The organism is Pseudodesulfovibrio sp. lm2024, assembly GCF_051175575.1.
Classification (GTDB): Bacteria; Desulfobacterota; Desulfovibrionia; order Desulfovibrionales; family Desulfovibrionaceae; genus Pseudodesulfovibrio; species Pseudodesulfovibrio caledoniensis.
On record NZ_CP195092.1, the window covers coordinates 253,490 to 280,045 of the forward strand.

The window sequence follows — 26,556 nt, forward strand, 5'->3', positions numbered from 1 at the left end:
GCCGGGGGGTTGCTTCGATCAGACCCGGCGAAAAGGGATAGGAGGTACATTTTGGCTAAAGAACCGAGACCTATTGAAGAACTGTCTATTTGGGACGACGCCAAGGCCATGCTCGAAAAGGCCCGCGCCGAAGGGATCCAGACCGTGCACGACCGGCTGGACCGGCAGACCCCGCACTGCAAATTCTGCGAGCTGGGCACCACCTGCCGCAACTGTACCATGGGCCCGTGCCGGGTCAGCGAGAAGAACCCGCTGGGCGTGTGCGGGGCGGACGCGGACGTCATCGTGGCCCGCAACTTCGGCCGGTTCGTGACCGGCGGCGCGGCCGGTCACTCGGACCACGGCCGCGACCTCATCGAGGTCCTGGAGGCCATCGTCGAGGGCGAGACCAAGGACTACAAGATCACCGAGGAGAACAAGCTGCGGGCCATCGCGGGCGAGGTCGGCATCGAGACCGACGGCCGCCCGACCATGGACGTGGCCCGTGACGTCATGGAGTGTTTCTTCGCGGACTTCGGCTCGCGCAAGAAGGAGGTCTCCTTTCTGTCGCGCGTGCCCCAGGTGCGCAAGGACAAGTGGGCCGGGCTCAAGATGACCCCGCGCGGCGTGGACCGCGAGATCGCCGAGATGATGCATCGCACCCACATGGGCTGCGACAACGACGCGCCCAACACCCTGATCCACGCGGCCCGCACGGCCCTGGCCGACGGCTGGGGCGGGTCCATGATCGGCACCGAGCTGTCCGACGTCATCTTCGGCGTGCCCACGCCCAGGATGTCCACGGCCAACCTGGGCGTCATCAAGGCCGACAAGGTCAACCTCCTGGTCCACGGCCACAACCCCGTGGTCTCCGAGATGATCCTGGCCGCGGCCCGCGACCCGGAGCTGGTCGCCCGGGCCAAGGAGCTGGGCGCGACCGGCATCAACGTGGCCGGACTGTGCTGCACCGGCAACGAGCTGCTCATGCGCCAGGGCATCCCCATGGCGGGCAACCACCTGATGACCGAACTGGCCATCATCACCGGCGCGGTCGAGGCCATCGTGGTCGACTACCAGTGCATCATGCCCTCGCTGGTCCAGATCTCCGGCTGCTACCACACCAAGTTCATCGACACCGCCAACAAGGCGCGCTTCACCGGCGCTACCCACTTCGACTTCCAGCCCGCGACCGCCATGAAGCAGGCCAGGGAGATCGTGTCCATCGCGGTCGAGGCGTTCGCCCAGCGCGACGCGGGCCGGGTGGACATCCCCTGCGAACCCATCGAGATCATGACCGGCTTTTCCAACGAGGCGGTCACCGCCGCCCTGGGCGGTTCGCTCGATCCGCTGGTCCAGGCCATCGCCGCCGGCGACATCCGGGGCGCGGTCGGCATCGTGGGCTGCAACAACCCCAAGATCAAACAGGACTCCATGAACGTGAAGCTCGCCGAAGAGCTGATCAAGAAGGACATCCTCGTGCTCGTCACCGGCTGCGTGACCACGGCCGCGGGCAAGGCTGGGCTGCTCGTGCCCGACGCCATCGAAAAAGCCGGGCCCGGCCTGAAAAAGGTCTGCGGCGCACTCGGCATCCCGCCGGTCCTGCACTACGGGTCCTGTGTGGACAACGCCCGTATCCTGCAACTCTGCGCGGCCCTGGCCAACGCCCTGAACGTGGACATCTCGGACCTGCCCGTGGGCGCGTCCTCGCCCGAATGGTATTCGGAAAAGGCCGCCGCCATCGGCCTCTACGCCGTGGCCTCGGGCATCTACACCCACCTGGGCCACCCGCCGAACATCCTCGGCTCGGAAACCGTCACCAACCTGGCCGTGTCCGGACTCGAAGACCTGGTCGGCGCGACCTTCTTCATCGAAGGCGACATGGTCAAGGCCGCCGACATGTTCGACGACCGCATCAAAGCCAAACGCAAGGCCCTCGGCCTGAGCGAGTAGGGGGAATGCCTCCGGCGGCCAGGGGGGAACCCTTTGAGAAGGGTTCCCCCCTGGACCCCCCTCCTAAACTTTTTGTATGCGCATCTGCGCGTATGGAGGTTATGGGGAGGGGGGCCGGGGCACCCGACTTCTTGTGATAGCGTCATTACGGCAGGACATTTTGCCGCTTTCGTACACCCCTCGCGAAGCGTCATAAAAAGTTTAGGAAAAGGAGGGGATGGGGGTTCGGGGGAAGGGGAGGAACCAACCATTTTCAAAGGGTTTTTCCTCCCCTTCCCCCGGCCGCCGGAGGCATCCTCATCATGAAAATAGCGTTTGCGGGCAAGGGGGGCGTTGGCAAGACCTCGTTGTGTGCGTGGGTGGCGGACTGGTTGGCCCGCAGCGGCAGGAACGTCTGGCTGGTGGATGCGGACACGGCGTTGTCGCTGGGCCAGGCATCCGGGCTGGACGCGGACGCGTTGCCCGAGCCGCTGGTTTTGCGCGGCGATCTGGTGCGCGAGCGCATCCACGAGGGCGGATTCCTGAATCTCAATCCCGAGGTGGGCGATTTGCCCGAGGAACTGGCCGTGGACGTGCCCTTGGGCGGCGCGCCGCTGCCGGGCGTGGAGCCGGGTCGCAAGCGGCTGATCGTCATGGGCGCGGTGACCAATGCGGGCGGCGGGTGCGCGTGCGACGCCAACGCGTTGTTGAAGGCGCTGTTGGCGCACATCGTCATGGACCGCGACGAGTGGGTGCTGGTGGACCTGGAGGCGGGCGTGGAGCATCTGGGACGCGGCACCGTGGCCCATGTGGACGGACTGGTGGTGGTCTCCGAGCCGTCCATGCGCAGCCTGCGGACCGGGGCCGAGGTGGGCCGCATGGCCGCCGACCTGGGGCTGTCCAACCAGGTGTTGGTGCTCAACCGGTACATGGGCGGCGAGCCGCCGAATCTGGACGGATTGCCCGAATGGCGGATGTCCGTGCCGATTCTGGATGGCCTGGCCGAGCGCCAGATGACGGACGCGTCCGTGCTCGGCCTGCCCGAGAGCGATATCCTGGACGGGCTGGCGCGCGCCCTGCTGGATCGGTTGGCCGGATGAAGGCGGCGCGGAGTCGGATTATATGGGTGATCGATATTTTGAATATTGTTTTTTCCCGGCGATTTATAATTGCATTCAGCTATACGTAAGTGCAATTTCTATGCACGAGGATAGGGTGTTGATATGCAATGGCGCGTGGCCGGGAGGTAGGAGATGGGATGGAAGGACTGTAAACTCTGTTTGAAATTCGGCATAGGATTCGGATCGGTACTGCTACTGTTGCTGGTGCTGGGGGGGTGGTCGTTATTCGGCATCAGCGGCATCGTGGGCAATGCCAAGGAAGTCATCACCGGCAACAAACTGCGGGGGAACTTCACGCAAAAGGTGGTGGACCACCTCAAGTGGTCGGAGAAGGTCAACGAACTGTTGACCGATTCCCACGTCAACGAACTGCACGTTCAGACCGACCCGCACAAATGCGCCTTCGGCAAATGGTTTTACAGCGACGCCCGGACCGAGGCCGAGAAGCTGGTCCCCGGGCTGAAGCCGCTCATGAGCGAGATCGAGGGGGTCCACAACACCCTGCATGAATCCGCAGTTGAGATCAGCGAGAAGTATGCCCCGGCGGATGTGGAGCTGGGCGCTTTTTTGCGTGACAAGAAACTCGATCACCTGAGCTGGATGGGCAAGGTCAAGGACGCGCTCATCGACCCCATGAGCACAAGCACCGGCGTGCAGACCGACCCGCACAAGTGCGATTTCGGCAAATGGCTCTACTCCGACGAAACGGCCCAGCGCATGAAGAATGACCCCGAGTTCGGGGCCCTGGTCCAGAAGATTTTCGAGCCGCATCGCTCCCTGCACGAATCCGCCGCCGAGATCGACACCGAACTGGCCGTGGGCAACCGGGCCAAGGCCCAGGAATGGTACCGGGACATCACCGCGCCGCTCGGCATGGAGACCCTGGCGGCCATCGACGGCGTGCTCGGCCTGAACGACGCCCGGATCAAGGGGTATGACGCGGCCAAGGACATCTACGCGGGCGTCACGGTCCCCGCCCTGAACAAGGTCCAGGACCTGCTGAACAAGAGCATGGATATCATCGCCGCGAACATCATGACCGATGAGGAGATGCTGCAGAGGGCGGCCAGCACCCGCTTGGGCGTCATGATCTTCGGTGTCGTCTCCGTGCTGGTCGGCGTGCTCCTGGCCTGGATCATCGCCCGGGGCATCATCGGGCCGTTGCGCAAGGGCATGGACTTCGCGCAGATCGTGTCCACCGGCGACCTGACCGCCTCGGTGGACCTGGAGCAGAAGGACGAGGTGGGCCAGTTGGCCAAGGCCCTGACCGGCATGGCCGACCGCCTGAACAAGGTCGTGGCCGACGTGAACTCGGCCACGGACAGCGTGTCCGCAGGCAGCGAGGAGTTGTCCGCCTCGGCCCAGTCCCTGTCCCAGTCCGTGGTGGAGCAGTCCGCGTCCATCGAGCAGATTTCCGCCTCCATGGAGGAGATGAGCGCCGGAGTGCGGACCAATGCGCAATCCGCCCAGGAGACCGAGACCATCGCCTCCAAGGCCGCCGAGGGGGCCAAGGAGAGCGGTCAGGCGGTACAGGAGGCCATGGACGCGCTCAAAGCCATTGCCGAGCGGATCACCATCATCCAGGAGATCGCGCGCCAGACCAACCTCCTGGCGCTCAACGCGGCCATCGAGGCGGCCCGGGCCGGAGAACACGGCAAGGGATTCGCGGTGGTCGCGGCCGAGGTCCGCAAGCTGGCCGAGCGCAGCGGCAAGGCGGCCGAGGAGATCGGCGACCTGTCGGCCGCGTCCATGGGCGTGGCCGACAAGGCGGGCCGGATGCTCGACGAACTGGTGCCGCAGATCAGCCGCACGGCCGAGTTGATCCAGGAGATCGCCTCCAGCTCCGTGGAGCAGGAAAAGGGCGTGACCGAGATCGGCAAGGCCATCACCCAGCTGGACGACGTGGTCCAGGGCAACGCCTCGGCCTCGGAGGAGATGGCCTCCACCAGCGAGGAGCTGTCCGGTCAGGCCCAGATGCTGGCCGAGGCCATGACCTTCTTCAAGGTGGCCTCGGGCGGTGGCGGCCGGACCACGGTGGTGGCCCGGCGGCCCACGGCCAAGTCCCTGCCCGCGGCTCCGGCCAAAGGCAGGAGCGGTGCGGGGAGCGGGGATACCGGCCTCGCCCTGGACATGCACGACGACGAGGATTTCGAAAAGTTCTAGGACGTCCGATCTAGTCCGGCAGGAGCGCGAGCAGGCGGCCCGGGGTCAGCCCGGCCAGGGTGGATATCCTGAGGGCGGCCCGGCTCAGGTCCTGGCCCGGCGAGTTGGGGTTTTCGAACCCCACCGGGGTCATGCCCGCGCGCCGGGCGGCCAGGATGCCGTTGGTCGAGTCCTCCACGACCACGCAACGGGCCGGATCCGCACCCAGTCGGCTCGCGGCCAGCAGAAAGATGTCCGGCGCGGGCTTGGCCACGGTCACGTCGTTGCCGCCCACATAGGTGGTGAACAGCGGCGTAAGGCCGGTGGCCGAGAGCGTGGCCTCGATGACGTCCGTGGTGTTGGACGAGGCCAGGGCGAATGCGACGTTCTCGGCGCGCAGCCCGGCCAGCAACTCCGGCACGCCGGGGATGGGGGTAAGCCCGCTGGCCCCGCGCAGGAACGCCTTGTACCGCTCCATCTTGGCGTCGGACAGCTCCTGGGGCGTGCCGGGCAGCCCGTACCGTTCCTTCATCAGCCGCCACTGGCTGACGCTGGAGGTGCCGATCAGCTTGGCGTACTCCTCGGGCGGGCAGGCGAAGCCGAGTTCCTCGGCGAATTCCGTAAATATTCTTTCATGGATCGGCTCGGAGTCGAACAGGACTCCGTCCATGTCGAAGAGGACCGCGAATTCCGTGACCATGATCAGACGGCTCCCGCGCCGTTCCCGTTTTCCGGGATGATGATGACCTCGTCCGGGCGCACGCGCACGTGGACCTCGTCGCCGGGCTGGAACAGCCCGGCGTAGGCCGGGGCGCGGGTGAACACCGGGCCGCAGTCCGTGTCGATGGTGTACTCGATGACCGGGCCCATGTAGGCGTTCTGGCGGACCACCCCGGACAGGGCGTGGGGCGCGTCCTCCGCCTTGGGCACGATCTCGATGACCTCGGGCCGCAGCGACAGGCTGACCGGACCGTCGGCGTGCTCGGTCCTGCCGTTTGCGGGCAGCTCCACCTCGGCGTCGCCGAAGGTGACCACCTTGTGCCCGTCCCGGCTGGACAGCTCTCCCTTGACCACGTTGGACTCGCCGATGAAGTTGGCCACGAACGCGGTTTCCGGCTTATGGTACAGGGAGCGGGGCTCACCCTGCTGCTCGATCTTCCCCTTGCGCATGATGATGATCTCGTCGGACACGGCCAGCGCCTCGGCCTGGTCGTGGGTCACGTAGATGGAGGTGATGCCCGAGTCCTGCTGCAGGCGGCGGATGTCGTCGCGCATGCTCCGGCGCAGCTTGGAGTCGATGTTGCTCAGCGGTTCGTCGAAGAGCAGGACCTTGGGCGACAGGACCATGGCCCGGGCCACGGCCACGCGTTGCTGCTGCCCGCCGGACAGCTCGTTGGGGTAGCGGCTCTGGTAGCCGTCCATGTCGACCATGCGCAGGACCTCGCGGACGCGTTCGCGGATTCTGTCCTGGGGCTGCTTCATGACCGTCAGGCCGTAGCCCACGTTCTGCTCCACGGTCATGTGCGGGAACAGGGCGTAGGACTGGAAGACCATGCCCACGTCGCGCCGGGTGGCGGACAGCTTGGTGACATCCTCATCGCCGAACAGGATGCGGCCCGAGGTGACCGGCTCCAGGCCCGAGACCAGGCGCAGCAGGGTGGTCTTGCCGCAGCCGGACGGGCCGAGCAGGGTGGTCAGGGTGCCCGGGGCGAACTCGATGTCGATTTCGTCCACGGCCCGGACCTTGCCGAAGTGTTTGGAGACCTTGTTCAGGGTCACCTTGATGGAGCTTTCGTTCATGTCAGCCTCGGGTTGTTTCCACCTGGCGGTCGGTCTTGGACCTGCCGGTGAAGGCCTGCACGAGCAGGGTGAAAATGAGCATGGTCAGGATCAGGACCGAGCCGTAGGCCACGGCCACGCCGGTCTCGCCGCTCTCCACGCGGGAGAGGATGTAGGTGGTGGCCACGTCGGTCCCGGCCGTGGCCAGGAAGATGACGGCGGACACCGTGGTCATGGCCCGGATGAAGCTGTAGGCCATGGACGAGACGATGGTCGACTTGAGCAGGGGCAGGAGCACGGACCTGAGGGTTCGGAAGCTGCCCGCGCGCTGCAGCAGCGACGCCTCCTCGAGGTTGGTCGATATCTGGCTTAAGGCCGACATGCCGCCGCGTATGCCCACGGGCATGGCCCGGATGGCCATGGTGATGATCAGGATGGCGGCCGTGCCGGTCAGCTCGATGGGCGGGGTGTTGTAGGCCAGGATGTAGGCCACGCCGATGACCGTGCCCGGGATGGCGAAGATGAGCACCGTGCCGAAGTCGATGGCCGCCCGGCCCGGGAACCTGCGCCGGGTCAGGATGAAGGCGATGAGGATGCCGAGCATGGTCGTCAGGGGCGCGGCGATGACCGAGTAGGTGATGGAGTGGAAGAAGGACGGCCACGCGCCGGACGAGAAGCCGTTCAGCCACAGCTCGGCGTGGTGCTTCATGGTCAGGGTGTAGTCCGCGCCCCACTGGCGGACGAAGCCGCCCAGGAAGATGGACACGTAGAGCACGCCCACCAGGACGAGCCAGACCCCGATGAAGCCGGTCAGCCCCTTTTGCAGGCCGCGCGGCAGCGGGGTGACGTTGCCCGAGGTCTCCACCCCCGTGACCGTGACGTAGGACCGCTTGCCCACCCATTTCTTCTGGATGAGGAAGACGGCCAGGGACAGGATCAGCAGGATCAGGCCCAGCGCCGCGGCCTTGGTGAAGTCGAGCTGGGAGCCCGCGATGGAGAAATAGATTTCCGTGGACAGGACGTCGTACTCGCCGCCCAGGACCAGCGGGTTGCCGAAGTCGGCGGCCGACGAGATCATGCCCAGCAGGAAGGCGTTGGCGATGGCCGGGCGCAGCAGGGGCAGGGTGACGTTTTTCAGCGTCTGCCAGCGGTCGGCGCGCATGGTCAGGGAGGCCTCCTCCATGGCCGGATTGATGGAGGTGAGCATGCCCGAGATGACCATGTAGCTTATGGGCGTAAGCGACAGGACCTGGGCCACGAAGATGCCGGTGAAACCGTAGATGTACCCGGACCGCTCGAAGAACCAGGTGGCGTTTTCCGGGGTCAGTATGCCGTGGGGGCCGATCAGGTACATGAGCGCGTCGTTGATCATCCCGGCCCGGCCGAAGAGCAGGATCAGGGACATGCCGACCACGAACGGCGGGGTGATGATCGGCAGGATGTAGAAGACCCGGATCAGATAGCGCAGCCTGGTGGTGGCGCGCACGGCGTAGAGGGCGAAGAGCAGCCCGAACAGGGTGGTGGCCGCGCCCACGGAGAAAGCCAGGCGCAGGGTGTTCCAGATGACCCTGCCGATGCCGTGGACCGTGGCGATCTTGAAGAACTGGAAGGGGGCGATGTTGCCCGCCTCGTCGAAGATCAGCCGGCTGAAGATCTCCCAGACCGGAAAGAAGATGAACGCGGCGACCATGAGGATGACGAAGATCACGGCCCCGGCGATGAAGGTGTCGCCCCGCTGGAAGCCGAGTTCGGACAGCCCTATGGCCCCCAGGGTGGCCAGGGACATGACCACCACGCCCGCTCCCAGGCCGATGGAGGTGTTCGTGTGGATGAAGGCGTAGAGCACGGCGACGATGCCGACCCCGGCGGCCAGGGTCAGGAGCCAGCCCCGCGCCCTGTTGGACAGGCGAGCGACGGCCACGGGGACGATCAGGCAGAGATAGGCGGGCACGGCCAGCGTCAGGTTGCTGTACTTCCAGCCCAGGGCGTCGACGATCTCCTCCCAGGTGGAGTCGGTCAGTCCGTAGTCCAGGGCGATCCAGGGCAGCAGCCAGTAGGCGAGCAGGGCGACCGCCACCCAGGAGAGGATGACCCAGGGGCCAACCTCTCCCGGTGCGGTGTGTTTCTTCATGTGCATTGCGGGCGGCTTGGGGGCTGAGGGCTAGCGCTCCAGGGGCTTGATTTCCACGACCCAGCGGTCGATCAGGTGGGCGCGCATCTCTTCGGAGCCGTACTTGACGAAGTCGTAGTCGATGAGCTTGACCTGATCCAGGCGGATGGCCTCGGGGGGCACGGTGGCGTTCACGTTGGTCGGAACCTGGAACATCTTCACGCGCTGGGGCACTTCCTGGCCTTCGGCGCTGAGCATGTAGTCCACGAACAGCTTGGCGTTGTCCATGTTGCGGCAGTCCTTGATGATGGACAGGCCGCCGATCTCGTAGCCGGTGCCCTCGGTGGGCACGACCAGCTCGAGCGGGAAGCCGTTGGCCTTCTGCAGGGCGTGGTCATGCAGGAAGCCGATGCCGATCATGGTCTCGCCGCGCGCGGCGGCCTTGCCGGGCGCGGAGCCGGACTTGGTGTACTGGTTGATGTTCTTGTGCAGCTTGGCCATGTACTCGAAGGCCTGGTCCTCGCCCATGATCTGGACCATGGTGGCCAGCACGGTGTAGGCCGTGCCCGAACTCTGCGGGCTGGCCATCTGGATGGTGCCCTTGTACTCGGGCTTGGTCAGGTCGGCCCAGGAGTGCGGCATGGGCAGCCACTTTTCCTTGAGGACCTCGGTATTCACCGAGTAGCCGAGCACGCCCGCGTACACGCCTGCGGAGTGGTGCTGCTTGGAGGTGGCCGGGTTCTGGAACTCGGGCTTGATCTCCTTGAGCATGGGGGATTCGTAGGATTCGAGCAGGCCGTTCACGCCCGCCTGAGAGTGGGGATCGAGCGTGCCCGCGTACCAGACGTCGCCCTTGGGGTTGTCCTTTTCGGCCAGGATCTTGGCGTAGGTGGAGCCGGACCCGGAACGGGTCATCTGGACCTTGACGTCGTACTTCTCGGCAAAGGCGTCGGCCACGGCCTGGCAGGCGAAGGGCTCGTTGGAGCAGTAGATGACCAGGCGGCCCTTGGCGAAGCCGGCGGTGGCCATGCCGAGCACAAAGGCGAGCACCAGAAACACGGTGAACCGTTTCATTGTCGTTCTCCTCGAAAGTTGGTTGGTTCGGTGGCTTGATCCCCAAAGGATTTCCGGCTTGCGTCACACAAACGTAACACAATTGTTACAACTATGTAACATAGCGGAATAAACGGGGCAATACGTTTCCGCTGTTTTCGTATGGATAAACGATGGGATTTCGGTGTGCCGGGAGCCGGGGGGAGGCTGAACAGCGCGCTGCGGCCCGCGCCTCCCGCCAGGGAAAAGGCGGAAGGTCTTCAGGGGCCGGGGTACGCTGGCTCCAGTGGCGTTCGGCGGTTTGGTTCCTTATAATTGTACATTGGAGCCCGAGTCTCGTATAAGACCGTATTACCCCCTGTCTGTTGGAAACGAAGAATGGCGCCGCAACCACAGAGGCAAACTTGCACACCACGTCCACATCGCTCCTCTTCAAGATCACCCTGGCCGTCGTCGTCCTCCTCGGGCTGTACCTGGCCAGTCTCAAGAATTATCTCCTCTTCCACACCATGGTCGAGATGTTCTCCATCGTGGTCGCCTTCGGCATCTTCACCATCGGCTGGAACTCGCGCTACTACATCAAGAGCAACTACCTGCTCTTCCTGGCCGTCGCCTATCTGTTCATCGCCTTTCTCGACCTGCTGCACACCATGTCCTACAAGGGCATGGGCATCTTCACCGACTACGACTACTACGCCAACCAGGTGTGGATCGCCACGCGCTACATGGAGAGCCTCTCCCTGCTGGCCGCCTTCCTGTTCCTGAGGGAGAGCCGGTCCGTGAACGCGGTCCGGGTGTTCTCGGCCTATTTCGCCCTGACCGCTGTGATCGTGGCCGCCATCTTCTGGTGGAAGATATTCCCGGTCTGCTTCGTGGACGGAACCGGGCTGACCCCGTTCAAGAAGATCAGCGAGTACGTCATCTGCCTGATCCTCGGCGCGGCCACCTGGCTGCTCTTCCGCATGCGCGACCGGTTCGACCCGGTGGTCCACCGCTGGCTGGTCTGGTCCCTGGTGTTCACCATCTGTTCCGAGCTGGCCTTCACCTTCTATATCAGCAACTACGGCTTCTCGAACCTGCTGGGCCACTACTTCAAGCTCTTTTCCTTCTATTTCATCTACCGGGCCCTGGTGGCCACGGGCATCACCGCTCCGCACGCGGTGCTCTTCCGCGCCTTGCAGGACTCGGAGACCAAGTTTCGGGGGCTGGTGGAGAGTTCGCGGGACCTCATCTGGGAGGTGGACGAGGCGCTGCGCTACACCTACGTCAGCCCACAGGGCAGGGCCATCTTCGGCTACGCCCCGGAGGAGATGCTTGGCCGGACGCCGTTCGACTTCATGCTCCCCGGCCAGGCCGGCTTGGCGCGCGAGGCCTTCGCCAAGGCGGCCGAGAGCGGGGCGCCGGTGCACAGCGAGAACACCTTCCAGGCCGCCGAGGGGCGGGAGATCGTCATGGAGACGCGCGGCGTGGCGATCCTCGACCAGGACGGCCGGGTGGCCGGATACCGGGGGGTGGACCGCGACGTGACCGAGCGCCAGCTCCACGAGCTCAAACTCAGACAGTTGAAGCGGGCCGTGGAGAGCAACCCCATCGGCATCGTCATCACCTCCCTCGACGGGATCATCGAGTACGGCAATCCGGTCTTTTACGGGCGGCGGGAAATCACCGGCGCGGACGCCCTGGGCCGGGACATCGTCCTGTTCCTGGGCGACGACCCGCAGGACCCGGCGGTGCGCGAGGCCAGGGAGGCCATGCGCGCGGGCAGCCTGTGGCAGGGCGACCTGCCCCGGCGCAACAGCCGAGGGGAGCGGGGATGGGAACAGATCATCATCGCCCCCGTGACGGACCGCCAGGGCGATCGGGTCAACTACGTGGCCACCTTCGAGGACATCACCGACCGCAAGGACCTGGAAAAGCTCAAGGAGGACGTGGAGCAGATCATGCGCCACGATCTCAAGAGCCCGCTCAACGGGATCATCGGCATCCCCCAACTGCTCCTGGACGAAGGGAACCTGTCCGAACAGCAGGTCACGCTGGTGGAGCTGATCGAGAGCACGGGATACAGGATCCTGGACATGGTCAACCATTCCCTGGACATATTCAAGATGGAGACCGGGGTCTACGAATACACCCCGGCCGAGGTGGATGTGGCCGAGGTCGTGCAGACGGTGCTCAACGACAACGCGGGGCCGGCCCGGACCAAGGATATCTCCATGGAACTGTCCGTGGAGCAGGCGGCCTGCGACGGGGACTGCCTCATCCAGTCGGACAAGGACCTGCTCTACCACATGCTCTCCAACTTCGTGGCCAACGCGGTGGACGCCTCGCCCGACGGCAGCCCGGTCAAGGTGAGCATAGAGGGAATACCGTGCCGGGTTATCCGCATCCGCAACCGGGGGGCGGTCCCGGCCGAGATCCGCGACCAGTTCTTCGAGAAGTACAAGACCTGGGGCAAGAAACGCGGCACCGGGCTGGGCACCTACTCCTCCAAGCTCATGGCCGACGTCATGGGCTACGGCCTGCGCCTGGACACCTCGGACGAGGACGACGTCACGGTCATCTCCATCCTCCTGCCCGGGACGTGACCGCTCCGGCCTTCCCCATTTTCTCCGGATTGGCCGTGACAGGGTCCCGGCTTGGACCTGCTCGGACGCCGCCACCTGTCCAACCCGCACGTATCCCTACGCCCTGCCCGAGTCCCACGCTCACCGGCTGGACCGCTACAAGGCCAGCGACGAGCGGTAGGCCCGCGCCGAAACAGCAGTGAAAACGCCCCGGAAGGACCTCCTTCAGGGGCGTTTTCGCGTTCCGGGCCGGGGACAAAAAAAGTAGGTTACAAATGCGTTATAATAATGGCTCGAAATGCCTGGGTCGAATATTATAGGGATAAGTTATATTGATATGGTGGAATTGACCCCCTGAGGGTGTCAGTGGGAAATCCGTCAAACAAACAGGTGGGGATATGCAGTTTAAGTCCATTAAGACAAAGATCGTGTTCATGGCCGGGGGGTGTCTCCTGGCCACCGTTGTGGTTTTGGTCGGCATCCAGATGCTTGCGCAGTCGCGGTCCGAGCGGTTCGTCAGCGAAAAGGTCAACGAACTCATCGAGGAGCAGACGCGGCAGAGCCTGATGGCCGTGGCTCAGCGCGAGGCCGGGATCATCAGCAACAAGCTGAACATCAACCTGGACACCGCCAGGACCATTGCCGATGCGTTCAACTCGGTGCGCAAGGCTTCGGGCGCTGGTTCCACTTTGGATCTGCGTACCGCCTTCAACGACATTCTGCTCCGGGTCCTGGAGAACAATCCGGAATTTCTGGGCGCCTACAGCGCGTGGGAACTCAACGCGCTGGACGGGCGGGACTCCGTCCACGCCGGGAACAAGGCCTCGGGTCACGACGACACCGGGCGGTTCGTTCCCTACTGGAATCGGGACGAGGAGGGCCGCATAGCCCGCCAGGCCCTGGTCGGATACGAGGACGCGTCCACGCACCCCAACGGGGTGACCAAGGGCGGCTGGTACCTGTTCCCCCGCCAGCGGCACAGGGAGAACATCCTCGATCCCTTCCCCTACATCGTCCAGGGACGCCAGGAGTGGCTGACCACCATGTCCGCCCCGATCATGCTTGACGGGAAGTTTTTGGGCATCGCCGGTACCGACCTGCGGCTCAAGTTCATCCAGCAGTTGAGCGAGAAGGTCGCCAAGTCCCTGTACGACGGCAAGGCCCACGTGCAGGTCGTCAGTTATCTCGGCATCATGGTCGCCGACAGCCAGAAGCCCGACTCCGTGGGCAAGCCGCTCAAGGACGTTTTTGACGGCGACTGGAAGCAGGTCGTGGACAGCATCCAGGCCGGCAAGTCCTTTATCGACATGGCCCCTGGCAAGGAGTCCGTGGAGATCAGCGCCCCGATCGAGCTGGGCCGTACCGGGACGCCCTGGGGCATCCTGATCGAGGTCCCCCGCGCGGTCGTCTTTGCCGACGCCCAGCAGCTCACGGAGATCATGGCCGACAGTTCGCAACAGAACGTCGTCATCGGCGTGAGCGCGGGCGCGGGCATCGTGGTCCTGGCCTGCCTGGTCCTCTGGTTCCTGGCCAACGGCCTGGTCGCGCCGGTGCGCAAGGCCGTGGCCTTTGCCGAAAAGATCGCGGGCGGCGACTTCGTGGACAACCGCATCGACGTCAAGCAGAAGGACGAGATCGGGGTTCTGTCCATGACCCTGAAGGAGATGGCCGACAAGCTCAAGAGTGTGGTCGTGGACGTCAAGAACGCCTCCGAGAGCGTGGCGGCCGGGAGCACCGAGCTGTCGTCCTCGTCGCAAACCGTGTCCGAGGGCGCCACCGAACAGGCCGCCTCCATCGAGGAGATCACTTCGTCCATGGAGGAGATGACCTCGAACATCTCCCAGAACGCCCAGAACGCCCAGGATACCGATACCCTGGCCACCAAGGCGGCGGACGACGCGCGGACCAGCGGCGAGGCCGTGGAAAAGACCGTGGTGTCCATGCGCAGCATCGCCGAGAAGATATCCATTGTCGAAGAGATCGCCAGGCAGACCAACCTGCTGGCCCTGAACGCGGCCATCGAGGCGGCCCGGGCCGGCGAGCACGGCAAGGGATTCGCGGTCGTGGCCGCCGAGGTCCGCAAGCTGGCCGAACGCAGCGGCACGGCCGCGGCCGAGATCAGCGAGCTGTCCAGCAGCAGCGTGGAGGTCGCCGAAAAGGCGGGCGAGATGCTCAAGCTGCTGGTCCCGGACATCGAGAAGACCGCCATGCTCGTCCAGGAGATCACCGCGGCCAGCAACGAGCAGAACGCAGGGGCGAACCAGATCAACCAAGCCATCGCCCAGCTCGACAACGTCATCCAGCAGAACGCTTCGGCGTCCGAGGAAATGGCCTCCACCAGCGAGGAGCTGGCCGGCCAGGGCAGCCATCTGCAGGAGGTCATGGCCTTCTTCCACGTCGAGGAAGGCGGCTCCCGCCGCACGACCACCAAGGTGGTCAAGCGGAAGTCCGGCCCGGCCATCACCCAGGGCAAGGCCGCCCCGGCCCGGCCCAAGGGGCTGGCCCTGGAAATGGACATGGACGAGCAGGACGACTTCGAGCGCTTCTAGCCGTAACACCCACCGATCAAATCAGGAAGGCGGGGCCGTGAGGTCCCGCCTTTCTCATTTGATCGGTGGGGCGGCTTCCGCACCGGCAAGTACGGCATGCCCACCTTAAAATCGTCGCTCAGTGGTCCGAAGAACCGAGGCCACTTCTGGCACCTAGGTCTGCGTCGTAGACTCATGAAGGGCAGCGATGCTTCTCCTATCTTGCCCACGTATGGCTTCGCAAATTATGAGGCAGGCAAATGGGGATGTGCACCAGAATCGTCCCTGCATGCAACCCCACCCGATCGGGTTGTGGCTTGGTTTTATTTCCCGGATCCCCCCCTGCTCTCTGCCAGCCTCACCATGGATTTTTTCCTAAACCTCCCCATGGGCTTTCTGGGCCAAAATCTCAGGAAATCTCCGTATGCTCCCAACGTCCGATATCACCGGCCACCAGAAGCAGCGTGATGTTCCGCTTTAGTGTCATAGTGTTTACGTGCTTCTTCGATTTGAGGCAGGTGTTTTATCGCCCAAGTGAAGACGGCCTCCAAAGGTATCTGCAGCGTTCTGCCAAGCTCGGTGATTGAGTATTCTACGGCGACGGGCGAAGTAGCAATCACCCTGCGCATGATTAACCCATTTCTTTCCAGTCGCCTCAAGGCCTGCGTTAGCGCCTTATGTGTAATTCCTTCAAGCCTGCGCATGAACTCGCTAAATCGAACCGGTTTCTCTTCTAGAATAGTCAAAATCATCACAGACCATTTGTTTGCAACTTGGTCAAAGAAGGACCGCGCCGCGCAGTCCGCGAAGAAAACAGAGTCCACTTGATCTGGCATGGCAATATCCTTCAGTATATCTACTAGCATTAAGGTGCGTAATTGACGCTATGAGAAAAACATATTTAATACGCATAAGTCCAATTCATTAATGGTTGCCGATGTTGGTGTCGGCAGAAAGCTTTCAAAGGATGTCAGCAGTGAAAATACAAAACATGACTATGTCCCGGCGCGGCTTAATGAAGCTGCTAGGCATGACTGCAGCTTCGTCAATCATTGCCAAGCCCCAACGCGCCATCATGTCGTTGATAGGGTTGGCCTCCGCTACAGCCACTCCAATACCGGCTTTTGCCGCAAGCAAACGAATAGCTAAGCTCTTTTATACCGACACCGGGAAAGGGAGAAATATGATGCTTCTCCACGGTTGGACTTGTGATTCCCACGATTGGAGTTGGCAACTCCCAGTGTTGGAAAGCCGCTATCGCGTTGTTGCGATAGATCTGCGCGGACACGGTAGCTCCGAGGTGATGCCGTCTGGTAATTACATGCCGGATGACTATGTCGCAGATATCGAAACTCTTATCGAAACAAGGTTTTCAAGTGAGACATTTGTGCTGGTGGGGCACTCGATGGGAGGGCAAATCGCAGCCCGCCTAGCGAGCAAGCGACCGGACCTGATTGAGGGAGTTGTCTCGGTTGATGGGTCGCTTGGTTTTTCCGACAAGCTTGCCCCCATATTCCAAAAGGCAGTTGATGATCTGCAACGCGACAATCCAGCCGATGTTGGGCCTGCGTTGTTCGCTGGATTTTATGACAAAACCACAGACCCTGCTTTAAAACGATGGCATGCAAGACGCCTTCAGGGCACATCGGACTATCCTGTACGTGAATCTTTCGGCCCTTTGTTCTTTGGCCCCAATCAAGTCGGGCTTGGAAAGCAAAGCGAGGTATTCTGCAAAACCATTAACATTCCATTCTATCATCTTTGTAGAGGTAAAGGGCAAGCCGAGAGGATGCGTACATGGTTTTCTCACCCGAAATCAAAGGTCGATCAGTGGGAAGCCGCTGGACATTGGATCATGCAGGATCGGAAGGATGATGTGAATGCGTCGATCATCGCCTGGGTTGATATGCTTTGAGTGACCTGCGCGGTTTCTTCATATCAGTGGAGCTTGCGAATATGGTTCACCGAGCAAAGGGTGGTCAGCGATGGCCACCCCTTTTGTTGCTTGTGGAATTAGGGGGATGGAATTAGGGGGACACCTCCCTTGAATTAGGGGGTCACCTCCCTAATTGTTGACGTTGAATAAGTGGCGTTGATATGAAGTGGCATGCCAAGAATTGCACGGATAGTAGTTCCAGGAGAACCCCACCACATTATTCAGCGTGGGAACCGACGCCTTCCGACTTTTTTGCAAGGATGATGATTGGCAGGGGTTTTTGGCAGAGGATACCAATGATCGCGACCGTGACTTGTTAGGAGGACACGGGCGTACAGGCCGTCCTCTGGGAGGCAATCCGTTCTTCGACAAATTGCAGTCGATATTGGGGAAGGATGTAAGACCCAAAAAGCCTGGCCCAAGAAAGAGAATTAGGGAGGTGTCCCCCCCCTAATTCCCGGGAGGTGTCCCCCTTAATTCCCGGGAGGTGTCCCCCTAATCCATCCCCCTAATCCCAGGGAGGTGGGGAGGTGTCCCCCTAATCCCTCCAGTAATTGATAGGTATGGACCCCCAACTGGAAATAATCTTTCTCCTGTCGGAACTCCATTTGAGAAGAGGTCTTTGCCTGCAATAATTGCGAAAGAATATCCAATAAAATATAAAGTGATTAAGCCTCTGCCCGTGAAAGAAGGGTTGAGCGAGCCTTGGTTTGGTCAACCGGGCAAAGGAACTCAATTTAAAACAGAAATGACGGTTCAAGAGCTTTTAGATAGAAAATTCATTGAAGAGGTGGACTAATGAAGAGCGTAGAAGAATTACAGTCTGAAATTTTACAAATAGGTAAAATTATTAATGCTCCTAAAGAGTATTTAACCATCGGAGATAATTGTTCAGACATAGTTGTTAACGTGGAACTACATGATAATATGTACCATTATTATATTGTTGAAAGAGGTGTCGAACAAAAAAGAATTATAACATCATCCGCTTCAGATATTATATTTTTGTTTATTGAACAGGCCTCCCATGCTGTAGCTTCTAGGTACGCAGCTCAAAATAAAACCTCTGGACTCGACTTCAGAGAACTGATGTTTCAGAAACAATTGGAGCTATTGCGAGCAATAAACCCTGAATGGGCGGAGAGGCGAAAAAAAGAGATCGATCGAATTCTCGTAGAATATCCTGACTAGCAAGGAAATTCAGGGACGCAATACAGATTTTAAATCTGGCAAATCTGAGGGGAAATCTAGGGACACAACTTATTTTAAGCTAAAGGAGTCTTTTGGCGAGATTTGCGAGAGTTGTGTCCCCGGGGTGCCCGTACCACATAACGCAGCGCCCGCAATCGCAGACAGCAAGTCTTCTTTTGCGAGGAGGATTACTAAGTCTACATTGAGTGGATACGTGAATGGTGCGTAAAACACGAGGGTGGGGATAATCACCGGCTCCGCTCCTGATGCCAGCCCCGCTTGGGAGGTCTCAACCTCGATGTTGCCAAGGAACTGGATATCCCGGCGGATGAGAATACCTCGGTTGGAATCGGTACTACCGAATGATGCTTGGCCCGCATGCGCTGTCGGCTGGTTCGTGCTTTTATATCAAGTTTAACGATGCATACAGCTGGTTACTTACTTTTTCTCTATGTATGAACAGTTTTCTTGACATTAGTAATGATTCGTAGAAATTTGCGGCGTCTGCTGAACTTCCAAGGGGTGGAACTTCAGCCGCAAAATTATAGCCAAATCCGTCGTGAGGCGGAGACGGAAAGCCACGGGTCTCAAGAAGACAGCCGGGTTGCCGTATGGGAACTGCGTCACGGTCCCCGATCTCCTGTTCTTGATGGTTTTGGAGTAGTCGACTTGCCCTTGGGCAAGTCGCGGGGGAGTTTTTGTGGCCATCAAGCGGGAGACGCTTCCTCATGGTATTGGGGAAGCATGGTGGGGGGCTGTCCGTCCTCGGCCATTGTTTTTGATATGCATTCTGGCCCTGGTCATGCTGGCCAGGCCCGGCTTTGTCATGGGGGCACCCGTCGACGAAGCCATTCGGCAGCAACAGCAACTCCAGCAGCAGGAGGAGCAGCGGCGTCTCGAATTGGAGCGTAGACACCGCGAAGAGCTTGAAAAGGCCCCTTCGGGCCAGGAGTTGCCGCCGCAAAAGCCCACTGAAAAGACAGAGCCGGAAAGCTGCTTCGAGGTCCGGACCATCGAATTCTCCGGCATGACGTTGCTCGGAGCGCGGGAGATAGCGCCGGTTAAGGCCAAGTACCAGGGGCGCTGCCTGACCATCACGGACATCAACAACCTGGTCCGTGACGTGACCAATCTGTATATCCAAAAAGGCTATGTCACGACCCGCGTGGCCGTGCCCCAACAAGATCTTTCCAGCGGTATTCTGCGACTTCAGGTTGTAGAGGGGAAAGTCGAGAAAATCGAATTCAAGGAGGGGGACGGGCACCCTCGGGAACTCAAAGGAGCCATGCCGGGGCTTGAGGGCGAGGTGCTCAACCTGCGTGACATCGAGCAGGGCCTGGACCAGCTCAACCGGCTCCCTTCCAACAACGCGACCATGAAGCTGCTACCGGGAAACAAGCCCGGAGGCACAAAGGTCGCCGTCGAAAACAACCGCTCCAAGACGTGGCGGATCTCCGCGGGCATGGACAACTCCGGCCAGGAATCCACCGGCCGAAATCAATATCTCCTCTCCCTGGGCAAGGACAATCTGTTCGGCATCAACGATCTGCTGAACGTCTACCTGAATGGCGACGCGGAAAAGTTGTTTTCCGACGAGCGGCAGCGCAGCTCGACCTGGAACCTTTTTTATTCGGTCCCTTATGGGTATTGGACCTTTTCGAGCTCAGTCAGCTATTACGAGTATCGTACCGATATCAAGGGGGGCGGGCTGACCTACAGCTCGGCAGGCGACACCACCACGACCTCGCTGACCGTGGACAGGGTGTTGTTTCGCGATCAGGACAGCAAGACCTCCCTTGGGATGGGGCTGACGGTCCGGGATACCCAGAACTACTTTGCCGGGGACAAGCTGAGCACTACCAGTCAGGTTCTCTCCGCGCTGTCCGTCTCCCTCGCCCACTACACTCGCCTTCTCGGCGGCATGGCCTCGGCGCAGGCGGGATTTTCGCAGGGCGTGCCCATCCTCGGCGCGAAGCGGGACCGCAACCCTTCGCCGGATACCCCACGGTCCCAGTTCAGCAAGGTCACCTTCCTGGCAAGCTACTACCGTCCCTTCAATTTGGGTGAAACCCGTTTCTCCTGGTCCACCCGCGCCTTCGGGCAGTGGTCGCCCCACACGCTGTACAGTGCGGAGCGGATCAGCATCGGCAGTCGGTACACGGTGCGCGGCTTTGACGAAGACAGCCTGAGCGGCGACATCGGGGGATATGTTCGCAACGAATTGGCCCTGCTGCTGCCAAGCGGTCCACAGAGTTCGTCCTTGCGGAAGACTTGGGTGGGCGATCTGGCCTTTTACGCCGGATACGACGCGGGCGTAATCAGGCGAGATCCCAAAGAGGCGGAGGAACAGGGCTTGCTTCAGGGGGCCGTGCTCGGAGTCCGCACCAGCGGGGCCCGGCTGGTCATGGACATGGCCGTATCCCGGCCCCTCGACGCCCCCGCGTTTCTCCAGACCGACAACCTCGAAATCTACACTTCCTTCCAATTTTCCTTTTAGCGACCGGAGTTCCAGATGCACAACGCCATGAAGCACATCCTCATCGCCTTCCTCGTCGGCCTGATCCTCTGCCCGCCGTCCATGGTGCATGCCGGAGGCATCACCCCGGACGCGGCCGCCCAGGCGAGCAATCGGCCAACCATGGACGCTGCCCAGAACGGCGTTCCGGTGGTCAACATCGCCGCTCCCAACAGCGGCGGGTTGTCTCACAACAAATTCAGCGACTTCAATGTGGATCACCAAGGCGTTATCTTCAACAACGCGACGGCTCCGGGCGTGTCGCAGCTTGGCGGAACCCTGGCGCCCAATGCCAACCTCGGGGGACGCGCGGCGTCCTCCATCCTCACCGAAGTGACCGGGACCGGGCGCACGTCCATCGGCGGCTACATAGAAATCTTCGGTTCCAGGGCGAATTTCATCCTGGCCAACCCCAACGGCATCTCCATCAACGGCGGCGGATTCATCAATACGCCCAAGGCGACCCTGGCCACAGGCAGGCCGCAGTTCGACAACAACAATTTTCTCGGCATCGATGTGCGGGACGGCGACATCCTGGTGGAAGGGAACGGCGTCAACGCAACCAATATCGACGCGTTTGAACTGATCACTCGGGTCGCCAGCATCAACGCGGATGTCTATGCCAACAGGCTGAAGGTCGTCACCGGCCAAAACCGGTACGATCCGCTAACGGGGGCCGTTGTCCCCCTTGCCCCGGACGGCTCTCCGGCTCCCGTCGTCTCCATCGATTCCACGGCGCTGGGCGGCATGTACGCGGGGCGCATCGAACTGGTCGGCACCGAGGCCGGGGTGGGCGTCAACACCCAGGGGATCGTGCAGGCCACCCAAAATCTCGTCATGACGGCGGACGGGAAGCTCCAGGTCAAGAACACCGCCTCCTCAGGCGATCTGGCCCTGACCTCGGAGAACGGTGAAGTGGCCGTCTCCGGCACGGTCCAGGCGGTGGGGACGGCCGATCTGACCGGCAAAACCGTCACCGTTGCCAAGGTCGAGGATACGGATACCCCCCTGGTCAAGGGCGGGGCCGTGGAGGTTCACGCCGAAACGCTGACCAACAGCGGCCTGATCGCGGCCGACGACACCCTCTCGGTTGAATCCGACTTCCTCGAAAATACCGGTACCCTCTACTCCGGCGGCAGCGGCCTGTTCCGTGTCAGCGACACCCTGCACAACAACCAAGGGGTTATCCTCTCCCGGGGTGACATGGTGTTGGAAGGGACGGCCGGTGGGACCAGGATGGCCACTCTGCAGAATGATTCCGGCAACATCGAGTCCCTGGACGGCGGCCTGGTTTTTCGGGCGGACACCTTTGCCAACAACAATTCCCTCTTTTCCCTGACCCCCGGGGCCACCGAGTTGTCCTATGCCGAGGGCGGTTTCTGGCACTACGGCGACGAGGGTGACAACTGCTACAGGCTCTTCAACGATCTCTTCGGCGCCCCGCGCGTGGCGGTCCGCAATAATGCCAACCGGATAGCCGAGGCCGCCCTGGCCGTAGTCGGGCTGGATACATCGCGGGACATCTTTTCCATCGAGGAGTTGCAGGCCGCAGTGGCGGCCACGGAGGCCGAACTCGCCGCCGATCCCAACTACCTGACTGCGGATCAGATGCCGGCGTTCGACTCGGCGCGCGCGGTGGCTGCCTCCGGCCGTCTCTACGTCGGCAAGATCGTGGGGAGGACCGACGGTGTCATCTTCCAGGCCGTGACCACCCGGGACTCCGCAACGGGTCAGGACCAGGGCGCGACCATCGCCGCCCAGGGCGACATCCGCATCGAGGCTGGAGATGCGCGGAACGTGGTCAGCCGGATATCCTCGGCCACGGGCGACATCGTCATCAACGCCGATTCCTTCGACAACGTGGGACAGGGCATCTACGAACGGACCTCCGTCGGCTGGGGGCGCGGCATTTTCCACAACCACGAGTCGCCCGACCGCATCCTTACCGGCAGCGGCACCGAAGTCCTGCTCAAGCCCATCGACTACGCCTACGGCACCCTCGACGCGGGCAATCGCGTGCTCATTTCTTCCGGTTCGGTGACCAACGGCGTCACCGAGCACAACGGCATCTACAGCCCGCCCGACCCGGCCACGCAGCAGCAGAAGGTCGCGGACGTGACCGCCCTGACCGACGGCCTGCCCCAGAACGGCCTGTTCCAGGAGAACACGAATCCGGCGCACAATTACCGAATCGAGACCAATCCGGCCCTGACCAATCTCGACACATTTTACGGCTCGGACTACGCCCTTGCGCACATGGGCTTTAACCCCAACGAGGAGGCCTACAAACGGCTGGGCGACAAGTTCTACGAGACTCGGCTGGTGCGCGAGCAGATTTTCGCGCTGACCGGCCAGCGCTTTTTGGAGGCGGCGAGGACCACCGACACGGATCAGTTCCTCGCGTTGATGGATAACGCGGTCCAGGCCCATACCGATCTCGGGCTCACCGTGGGCATCGCCCTGACCGCTGAACAGGTGGCCGCCCTGACCGGCGACATCGTCTGGTTCGAGTATCAGGAAGTGGACGGCGAACAGCTGCTGGTGCCCGTGGTCTATCTCTGCCCGGCCAGCCTGGACAAGATCGCCCAGGGCGGCGCGGTCATCGCGGCCGGAGAGGTCCAGGTGGACACCACCGGCAATACCGCCAACGCGGGTCTCATCGCTTCGCGCGGCCAGGTGACGATCAACGCGGACAACTTCCTCAACAACAAGGGGACGCTCGCGGGCCAGGGCGTGACCGTCGCCGCGGCGGATTCCATATACAACACCGGTGGCGACATCAGCGGGACGGACGTTGCCCTCAAGGCGGACAACAACGTGGTCCTGGCCGCCGACACCGTCGGGTTCTCGGGCAAGGGCTCCAGCTACACCCGGATAGCCAAGGCCGGGAAGATCTCGGCCACCGGCGATCTCACGGTGGAGGCCGGGAAGGACGTCGGCGTCCTCGGCACCGAGCTGGAGGCGGGCGGCGACGCCACGCTCAAAGCGGACGGCAACCTGGCCGTCTCGACCATGGAGACGACCTTCAAGCACCGTCTGAGCGGTTCCAACTACAACACCCGGACCGATTCCACCTACAATCATGGCAGCTCCGTCAAGGCGGGCGGCGCGTTGACCTTGGAAGCGGGTGAGAACGTGGCCGTCCACGGCAGCGAACTCGAATCCGTCGGCGACGCCGCCCTCAAGGCTGGCGGCAACGTCTCGATCACCGCCGCCACGGACAGCACCGACTTCTATTCCCACAACCAGGGCGGCTCCGGCGGCTTCTTCGGCGGCAAGAAATCCACTACCATTGCCGCGAACACGCAGACCTCGGTGTCCTCCGCCGTCAAATCCGGCGGCTCCCTCTCCGTGGAGGCCGGTGCCGCCGACGCGGACGGCGATCTGTCCGTCCTCGGCAGCGAGCTGAGCGCGGAGGGCGACGTCGACCTTAAGGCCGCCGACGAGATACTCGTTGTTTCGGCCCAGGAGAAGCACTACCGCAAAGAAGAGGCGACCCACTCAGGATTCATGGGCACCGGCTCCATGGAACTAGGCGAACACAATGGTGTTGCCACCGTCCGCAGCGAGATTGAAGGCGGCGGCAAAGTAGCCCTCAAGGCGGAGGGGGACATCACCCTCCAGGCCGCTTCCATCAAGTCCGGCGACGAGACCGAGATCACCAGCACCGACGGCCAGGTGGCCATGCTGGTGGCCAAGGACAGTGAATACGAGCGCAAGATTGAATCGGGCACCGGTTTCTTCTCCTGGTCCAGTTCGGACGAGGGAACCAACGACGAGACCGTCCAGCACACCAAGATAAACGCAGCCAAGGGGCTGACCATCACCACTGCCGAGGGCGTGGTGGTCCAGTACAAGGAGACCGGCAACGTCCAGGAGGACATTGCCCAGCTGGCCCAGGCACCGGGCCTGGAATGGATGGCCGAGATCGCCGATCGCGACGACGTGGACTGGCGAGCCGTCCAGGAAGTGCACGAGCACTGGAAGAAGACCGACAGCGGCATCGGTGGGCCGGGCATGCAGCTTGTGTCCCTGGCCATGGCCGTTGCGTTGTCGTTCACTCCGGGCGGCCAGGGATTCGCTACCAGCGTACTCGGCATGGCGAGTGATTCAGCCATGACCGCCGCCGTGGCGGCCGGTTTCAACTCCCTGGTCATGCAGGCGGGCATGCAGGTCGTGGGCAACGGCGGCGACATCGGGGCCGCACTCGAGGCCCTGGCCTCCATTGACACCGTGCGCGCTTTGGCCACGGCCATGCTCACCGCCGGACTGATGGAAGGCATCTCGGACACGGATTTCATGAAGGAATTTGTCGGTGACGGTGCCGCCAAGGGTGCCACCGGCATGGATAAGTTCATTGCCGACCTCGCCCAGAAGCTGAGGCAGAACGCCATCCAGGCGGGCGTCAACACCGGCGTGGGCACCGCCATCAACGGCGGCGACCTGGGTGAGAATCTCGTGATGAATCTGCGTGGCGCGGCGGTGTCCGCGCTTGGGGTGCAGTTGGCGAATGAGATCGGAGAAGCCTACGCGCCGGATGAGAATGGAAACAGGGATATCGACTATGTGACTCACAAAATCGCCCACGCGGCGCTGGGCGGGGCCATGGACCTCGCTATGGGCGGTGACGGCGTCTCCGGGGCGATCGGTGGGGCCGTGGGAGAGATTACCGGTGAGGCTTTAGCAAACGAACTCCTGGCGAAATATGATGCAGGAGAAATGTCCTTCCAAGATTTGATTGCTTGGCAGGGGCGTGGCGTCAATATCTCAAGGCTTCTGGCAGGATTTGCTGCAGCTGCGGCAGGCGGTGATGTTGACGCTGGGGCCGAGACTGGTGGCAACGCCGCCGAGAACAACTCTTTTTATTATATGATAGCTAAGCTTTACGCCGAATCTGTCGGCGATGGGGATATCGTTAAAGGTTTTGCCATTATTGGAAATGGCGAAGATCCTCTAAGCCAAGGGTTGGATGAAGCCATTACGACTGGGATTTCGAAAGGGGTTCAATTGGCATACGACCTTAACCCCGAGGCGACAAAGCAAGCTTTGGAAATGCTCATTAAGTTGGACGGTGCGATTGATGCGACCGTGACATGGGTTGACGAGAAAACCGGAAAGGTGGTTAGCGGAACTTGGAACTCTCTGGATCATGATACACAGGGTTTGCTCAAGATAGGTGGGACCATTTCTTCTATAACATTATCTGGTCCAGCCGTTAAGGCATTGGCGCAATTGAAAAAAGCAGAGAAAGTGACCTTAGCCTTAGAAGCGATCGTACCTGATAGCATTAAGAAGTCAAAGCTCGTTAAGAAGTTGATGGCTGCGAAGGGCGCAGTTGATTTTCCCGAGAATGTTTGGGCAAAGTCGCCTATCGAACGAGGTACGGTTATTGAAGATTACTTAGCAAAAACCGAGTACAAAGATTTTTATCATGTTGGTGCAGAAGATAACGGTTTTTTCCCTTTGGTGGATTTTAATGAAGGACATGAATTAATCAGCTTAAAAACTGTAGATACAACTGGAAGTACGTGGTTGAATAGGATGTCAGAACACATAAAAGAACTTGGTACCTCTGGAGCTACAGTTGGAGGTTCCCCAGCGGAAATGACGTTAGACCTTCGGGTTCAACCGGGAGGGGTAGAGGCAGCGCGAGGTCTGCAGGCCATAGCGGACAAATATGGCGTTAATTTGAAAATAAGTGAATTCTAA

The 26,556-nt window shown here is 61.5% G+C and carries 15 protein-coding genes and 1 riboswitch; of the genes, 10 read left to right on the forward strand and 5 right to left on the reverse strand.

Going from position 1 to position 26,556, the window contains the following annotated elements; translation table 11 throughout:
• Positions 1–51: 51 nt before the first annotated feature.
• The 3 genes from cooS to ACR42D_RS01185 all read left to right on the forward strand — a co-directional run bounded on the left by cooS (position 52) and on the right by ACR42D_RS01185 (position 5,192).
• Positions 52–1,929 (forward strand): anaerobic carbon-monoxide dehydrogenase catalytic subunit, encoded by a 1,878-nt coding sequence (gene cooS / locus ACR42D_RS01175; protein WP_484565046.1) that lies wholly within the window; start codon positions 52–54, stop codon positions 1,927–1,929.
• Positions 1,930–2,231: 302 nt separating this feature from the next.
• The gene (locus tag ACR42D_RS01180; RefSeq protein ID WP_484565047.1) at positions 2,232–3,008 is read left to right on the forward strand and encodes an ATP-binding protein; all 777 of its coding nucleotides are present in this window, start codon (positions 2,232–2,234) and stop codon (positions 3,006–3,008) included.
• 153 nt (positions 3,009–3,161) lie between these two features.
• A complete protein-coding gene (locus ACR42D_RS01185; protein WP_484565048.1) occupies positions 3,162–5,192 on the forward strand; it encodes a methyl-accepting chemotaxis protein in 2,031 nt (676 codons plus the stop codon).
• 10 nt (positions 5,193–5,202) lie between these two features.
• On the opposite strand, the gene ACR42D_RS01190 is transcribed toward ACR42D_RS01185, so the two are convergent.
• Genes ACR42D_RS01190 through ACR42D_RS01205 form a run of 4 tightly spaced genes read right to left on the reverse strand, consistent with a single transcriptional unit; the run spans position 5,203 to position 10,134 of the window.
• Complete coding sequence (locus tag ACR42D_RS01190; RefSeq protein WP_484565049.1) at positions 5,203–5,871, reverse strand: HAD family hydrolase; 669 nt, start codon at positions 5,869–5,871, stop codon at positions 5,203–5,205.
• 2 nt (positions 5,872–5,873) lie between these two features.
• Entirely contained in the window at positions 5,874–6,971 is a 1,098-nt protein-coding gene (locus ACR42D_RS01195) for an ABC transporter ATP-binding protein (RefSeq protein ID WP_484565050.1), read from the reverse strand.
• Between the two features lies 1 nt (position 6,972).
• The gene (locus ACR42D_RS01200) at positions 6,973–9,081 is read right to left on the reverse strand and encodes an ABC transporter permease (protein WP_484565051.1); all 2,109 of its coding nucleotides are present in this window, start codon (positions 9,079–9,081) and stop codon (positions 6,973–6,975) included.
• A 30-nt stretch (positions 9,082–9,111) separates the two neighbouring features.
• On the reverse strand, positions 9,112–10,134 hold the full coding sequence (locus tag ACR42D_RS01205; RefSeq protein WP_484565052.1) for an ABC transporter substrate-binding protein: 1,023 nt from the start codon (positions 10,132–10,134) through the stop codon (positions 9,112–9,114).
• A 383-nt stretch (positions 10,135–10,517) separates the two neighbouring features.
• Between ACR42D_RS01205 and ACR42D_RS01210 the strand changes: the two genes are divergently transcribed.
• Together ACR42D_RS01210 and ACR42D_RS01215 are read left to right on the forward strand one after the other, a co-directional pair.
• Complete coding sequence (locus ACR42D_RS01210) at positions 10,518–12,698, forward strand: MASE3 domain-containing protein (RefSeq protein ID WP_484565053.1); 2,181 nt, start codon at positions 10,518–10,520, stop codon at positions 12,696–12,698.
• A 377-nt stretch (positions 12,699–13,075) separates the two neighbouring features.
• Positions 13,076–15,226 (forward strand): methyl-accepting chemotaxis protein, encoded by a 2,151-nt coding sequence (locus ACR42D_RS01215; protein WP_484565054.1) that lies wholly within the window; start codon positions 13,076–13,078, stop codon positions 15,224–15,226.
• A 422-nt stretch (positions 15,227–15,648) separates the two neighbouring features.
• Here the strand turns inward: ACR42D_RS01215 and ACR42D_RS01220 are convergent, their stop codons facing one another.
• Complete coding sequence (locus tag ACR42D_RS01220) at positions 15,649–16,041, reverse strand: winged helix-turn-helix transcriptional regulator (protein WP_484565055.1); 393 nt, start codon at positions 16,039–16,041, stop codon at positions 15,649–15,651.
• A gap of 140 nt (positions 16,042–16,181) precedes the next feature.
• On the opposite strand from ACR42D_RS01220, the gene ACR42D_RS01225 reads away from it, so the two are divergent.
• The 5 genes from ACR42D_RS01225 (at position 16,182) to ACR42D_RS01245 (ending at position 26,556) form a co-directional block, all read left to right on the forward strand.
• Positions 16,182–17,120: an alpha/beta fold hydrolase gene (locus tag ACR42D_RS01225; protein ID WP_484565056.1), complete on the forward strand. Its 939-nt coding sequence runs from the start codon at positions 16,182–16,184 to the stop codon at positions 17,118–17,120.
• A 574-nt stretch (positions 17,121–17,694) separates the two neighbouring features.
• Entirely contained in the window at positions 17,695–17,940 is a 246-nt protein-coding gene (locus ACR42D_RS01230) for a TNT domain-containing protein (RefSeq protein ID WP_484568430.1), read from the forward strand.
• Positions 17,940–18,332, forward strand: a complete 393-nt coding sequence (locus ACR42D_RS01235; protein WP_484565057.1) for an Imm63 family immunity protein — start codon at positions 17,940–17,942, stop codon at positions 18,330–18,332. Before ACR42D_RS01230 ends, ACR42D_RS01235 begins: the two co-directional genes overlap by 1 nt.
• 537 nt (positions 18,333–18,869) lie before the next feature.
• Positions 18,870–18,944: riboswitch (cyclic di-GMP riboswitch) on the forward strand.
• Positions 18,945–19,032: 88 nt separating this feature from the next.
• Positions 19,033–20,829, forward strand: coding sequence for a ShlB/FhaC/HecB family hemolysin secretion/activation protein (locus tag ACR42D_RS01240; RefSeq protein ID WP_484565058.1), 1,797 nt, complete (start codon positions 19,033–19,035; stop codon positions 20,827–20,829).
• Positions 20,830–20,844: 15 nt separating this feature from the next.
• On the forward strand, positions 20,845–26,556 hold the full coding sequence (locus ACR42D_RS01245) for a two-partner secretion domain-containing protein (RefSeq protein ID WP_484565059.1): 5,712 nt from the start codon (positions 20,845–20,847) through the stop codon (positions 26,554–26,556).

Bases quoted from the DNA above. Each gene is read 5' to 3' on its own strand.
- ACR42D_RS01180 (WP_484565047.1), top strand. From the start codon at position 2,232: ATGAAAATAGCGTTTGCGGGCAAGGGGGGCGTTGGCAAGACCTCGTTG.
- ACR42D_RS01185 (WP_484565048.1), top strand. From the start codon at position 3,162: ATGGGATGGAAGGACTGTAAACTCTGTTTGAAATTCGGCATAGGATTC.
- ACR42D_RS01190 (WP_484565049.1), bottom strand. From the start codon at position 5,871: ATGGTCACGGAATTCGCGGTCCTCTTCGACATGGACGGAGTCCTGTTC.
- ACR42D_RS01195 (WP_484565050.1), bottom strand. From the start codon at position 6,971: ATGAACGAAAGCTCCATCAAGGTGACCCTGAACAAGGTCTCCAAACAC.
- ACR42D_RS01200 (WP_484565051.1), bottom strand. From the start codon at position 9,081: ATGAAGAAACACACCGCACCGGGAGAGGTTGGCCCCTGGGTCATCCTC.
- ACR42D_RS01205 (WP_484565052.1), bottom strand. From the start codon at position 10,134: ATGAAACGGTTCACCGTGTTTCTGGTGCTCGCCTTTGTGCTCGGCATG.
- ACR42D_RS01215 (WP_484565054.1), top strand. From the start codon at position 13,076: ATGCAGTTTAAGTCCATTAAGACAAAGATCGTGTTCATGGCCGGGGGG.
- ACR42D_RS01220 (WP_484565055.1), bottom strand. From the start codon at position 16,041: ATGCCAGATCAAGTGGACTCTGTTTTCTTCGCGGACTGCGCGGCGCGG.
- ACR42D_RS01235 (WP_484565057.1), top strand. From the start codon at position 17,940: ATGAAGAGCGTAGAAGAATTACAGTCTGAAATTTTACAAATAGGTAAA.
- ACR42D_RS01245 (WP_484565059.1), top strand. From the start codon at position 20,845: ATGCACAACGCCATGAAGCACATCCTCATCGCCTTCCTCGTCGGCCTG.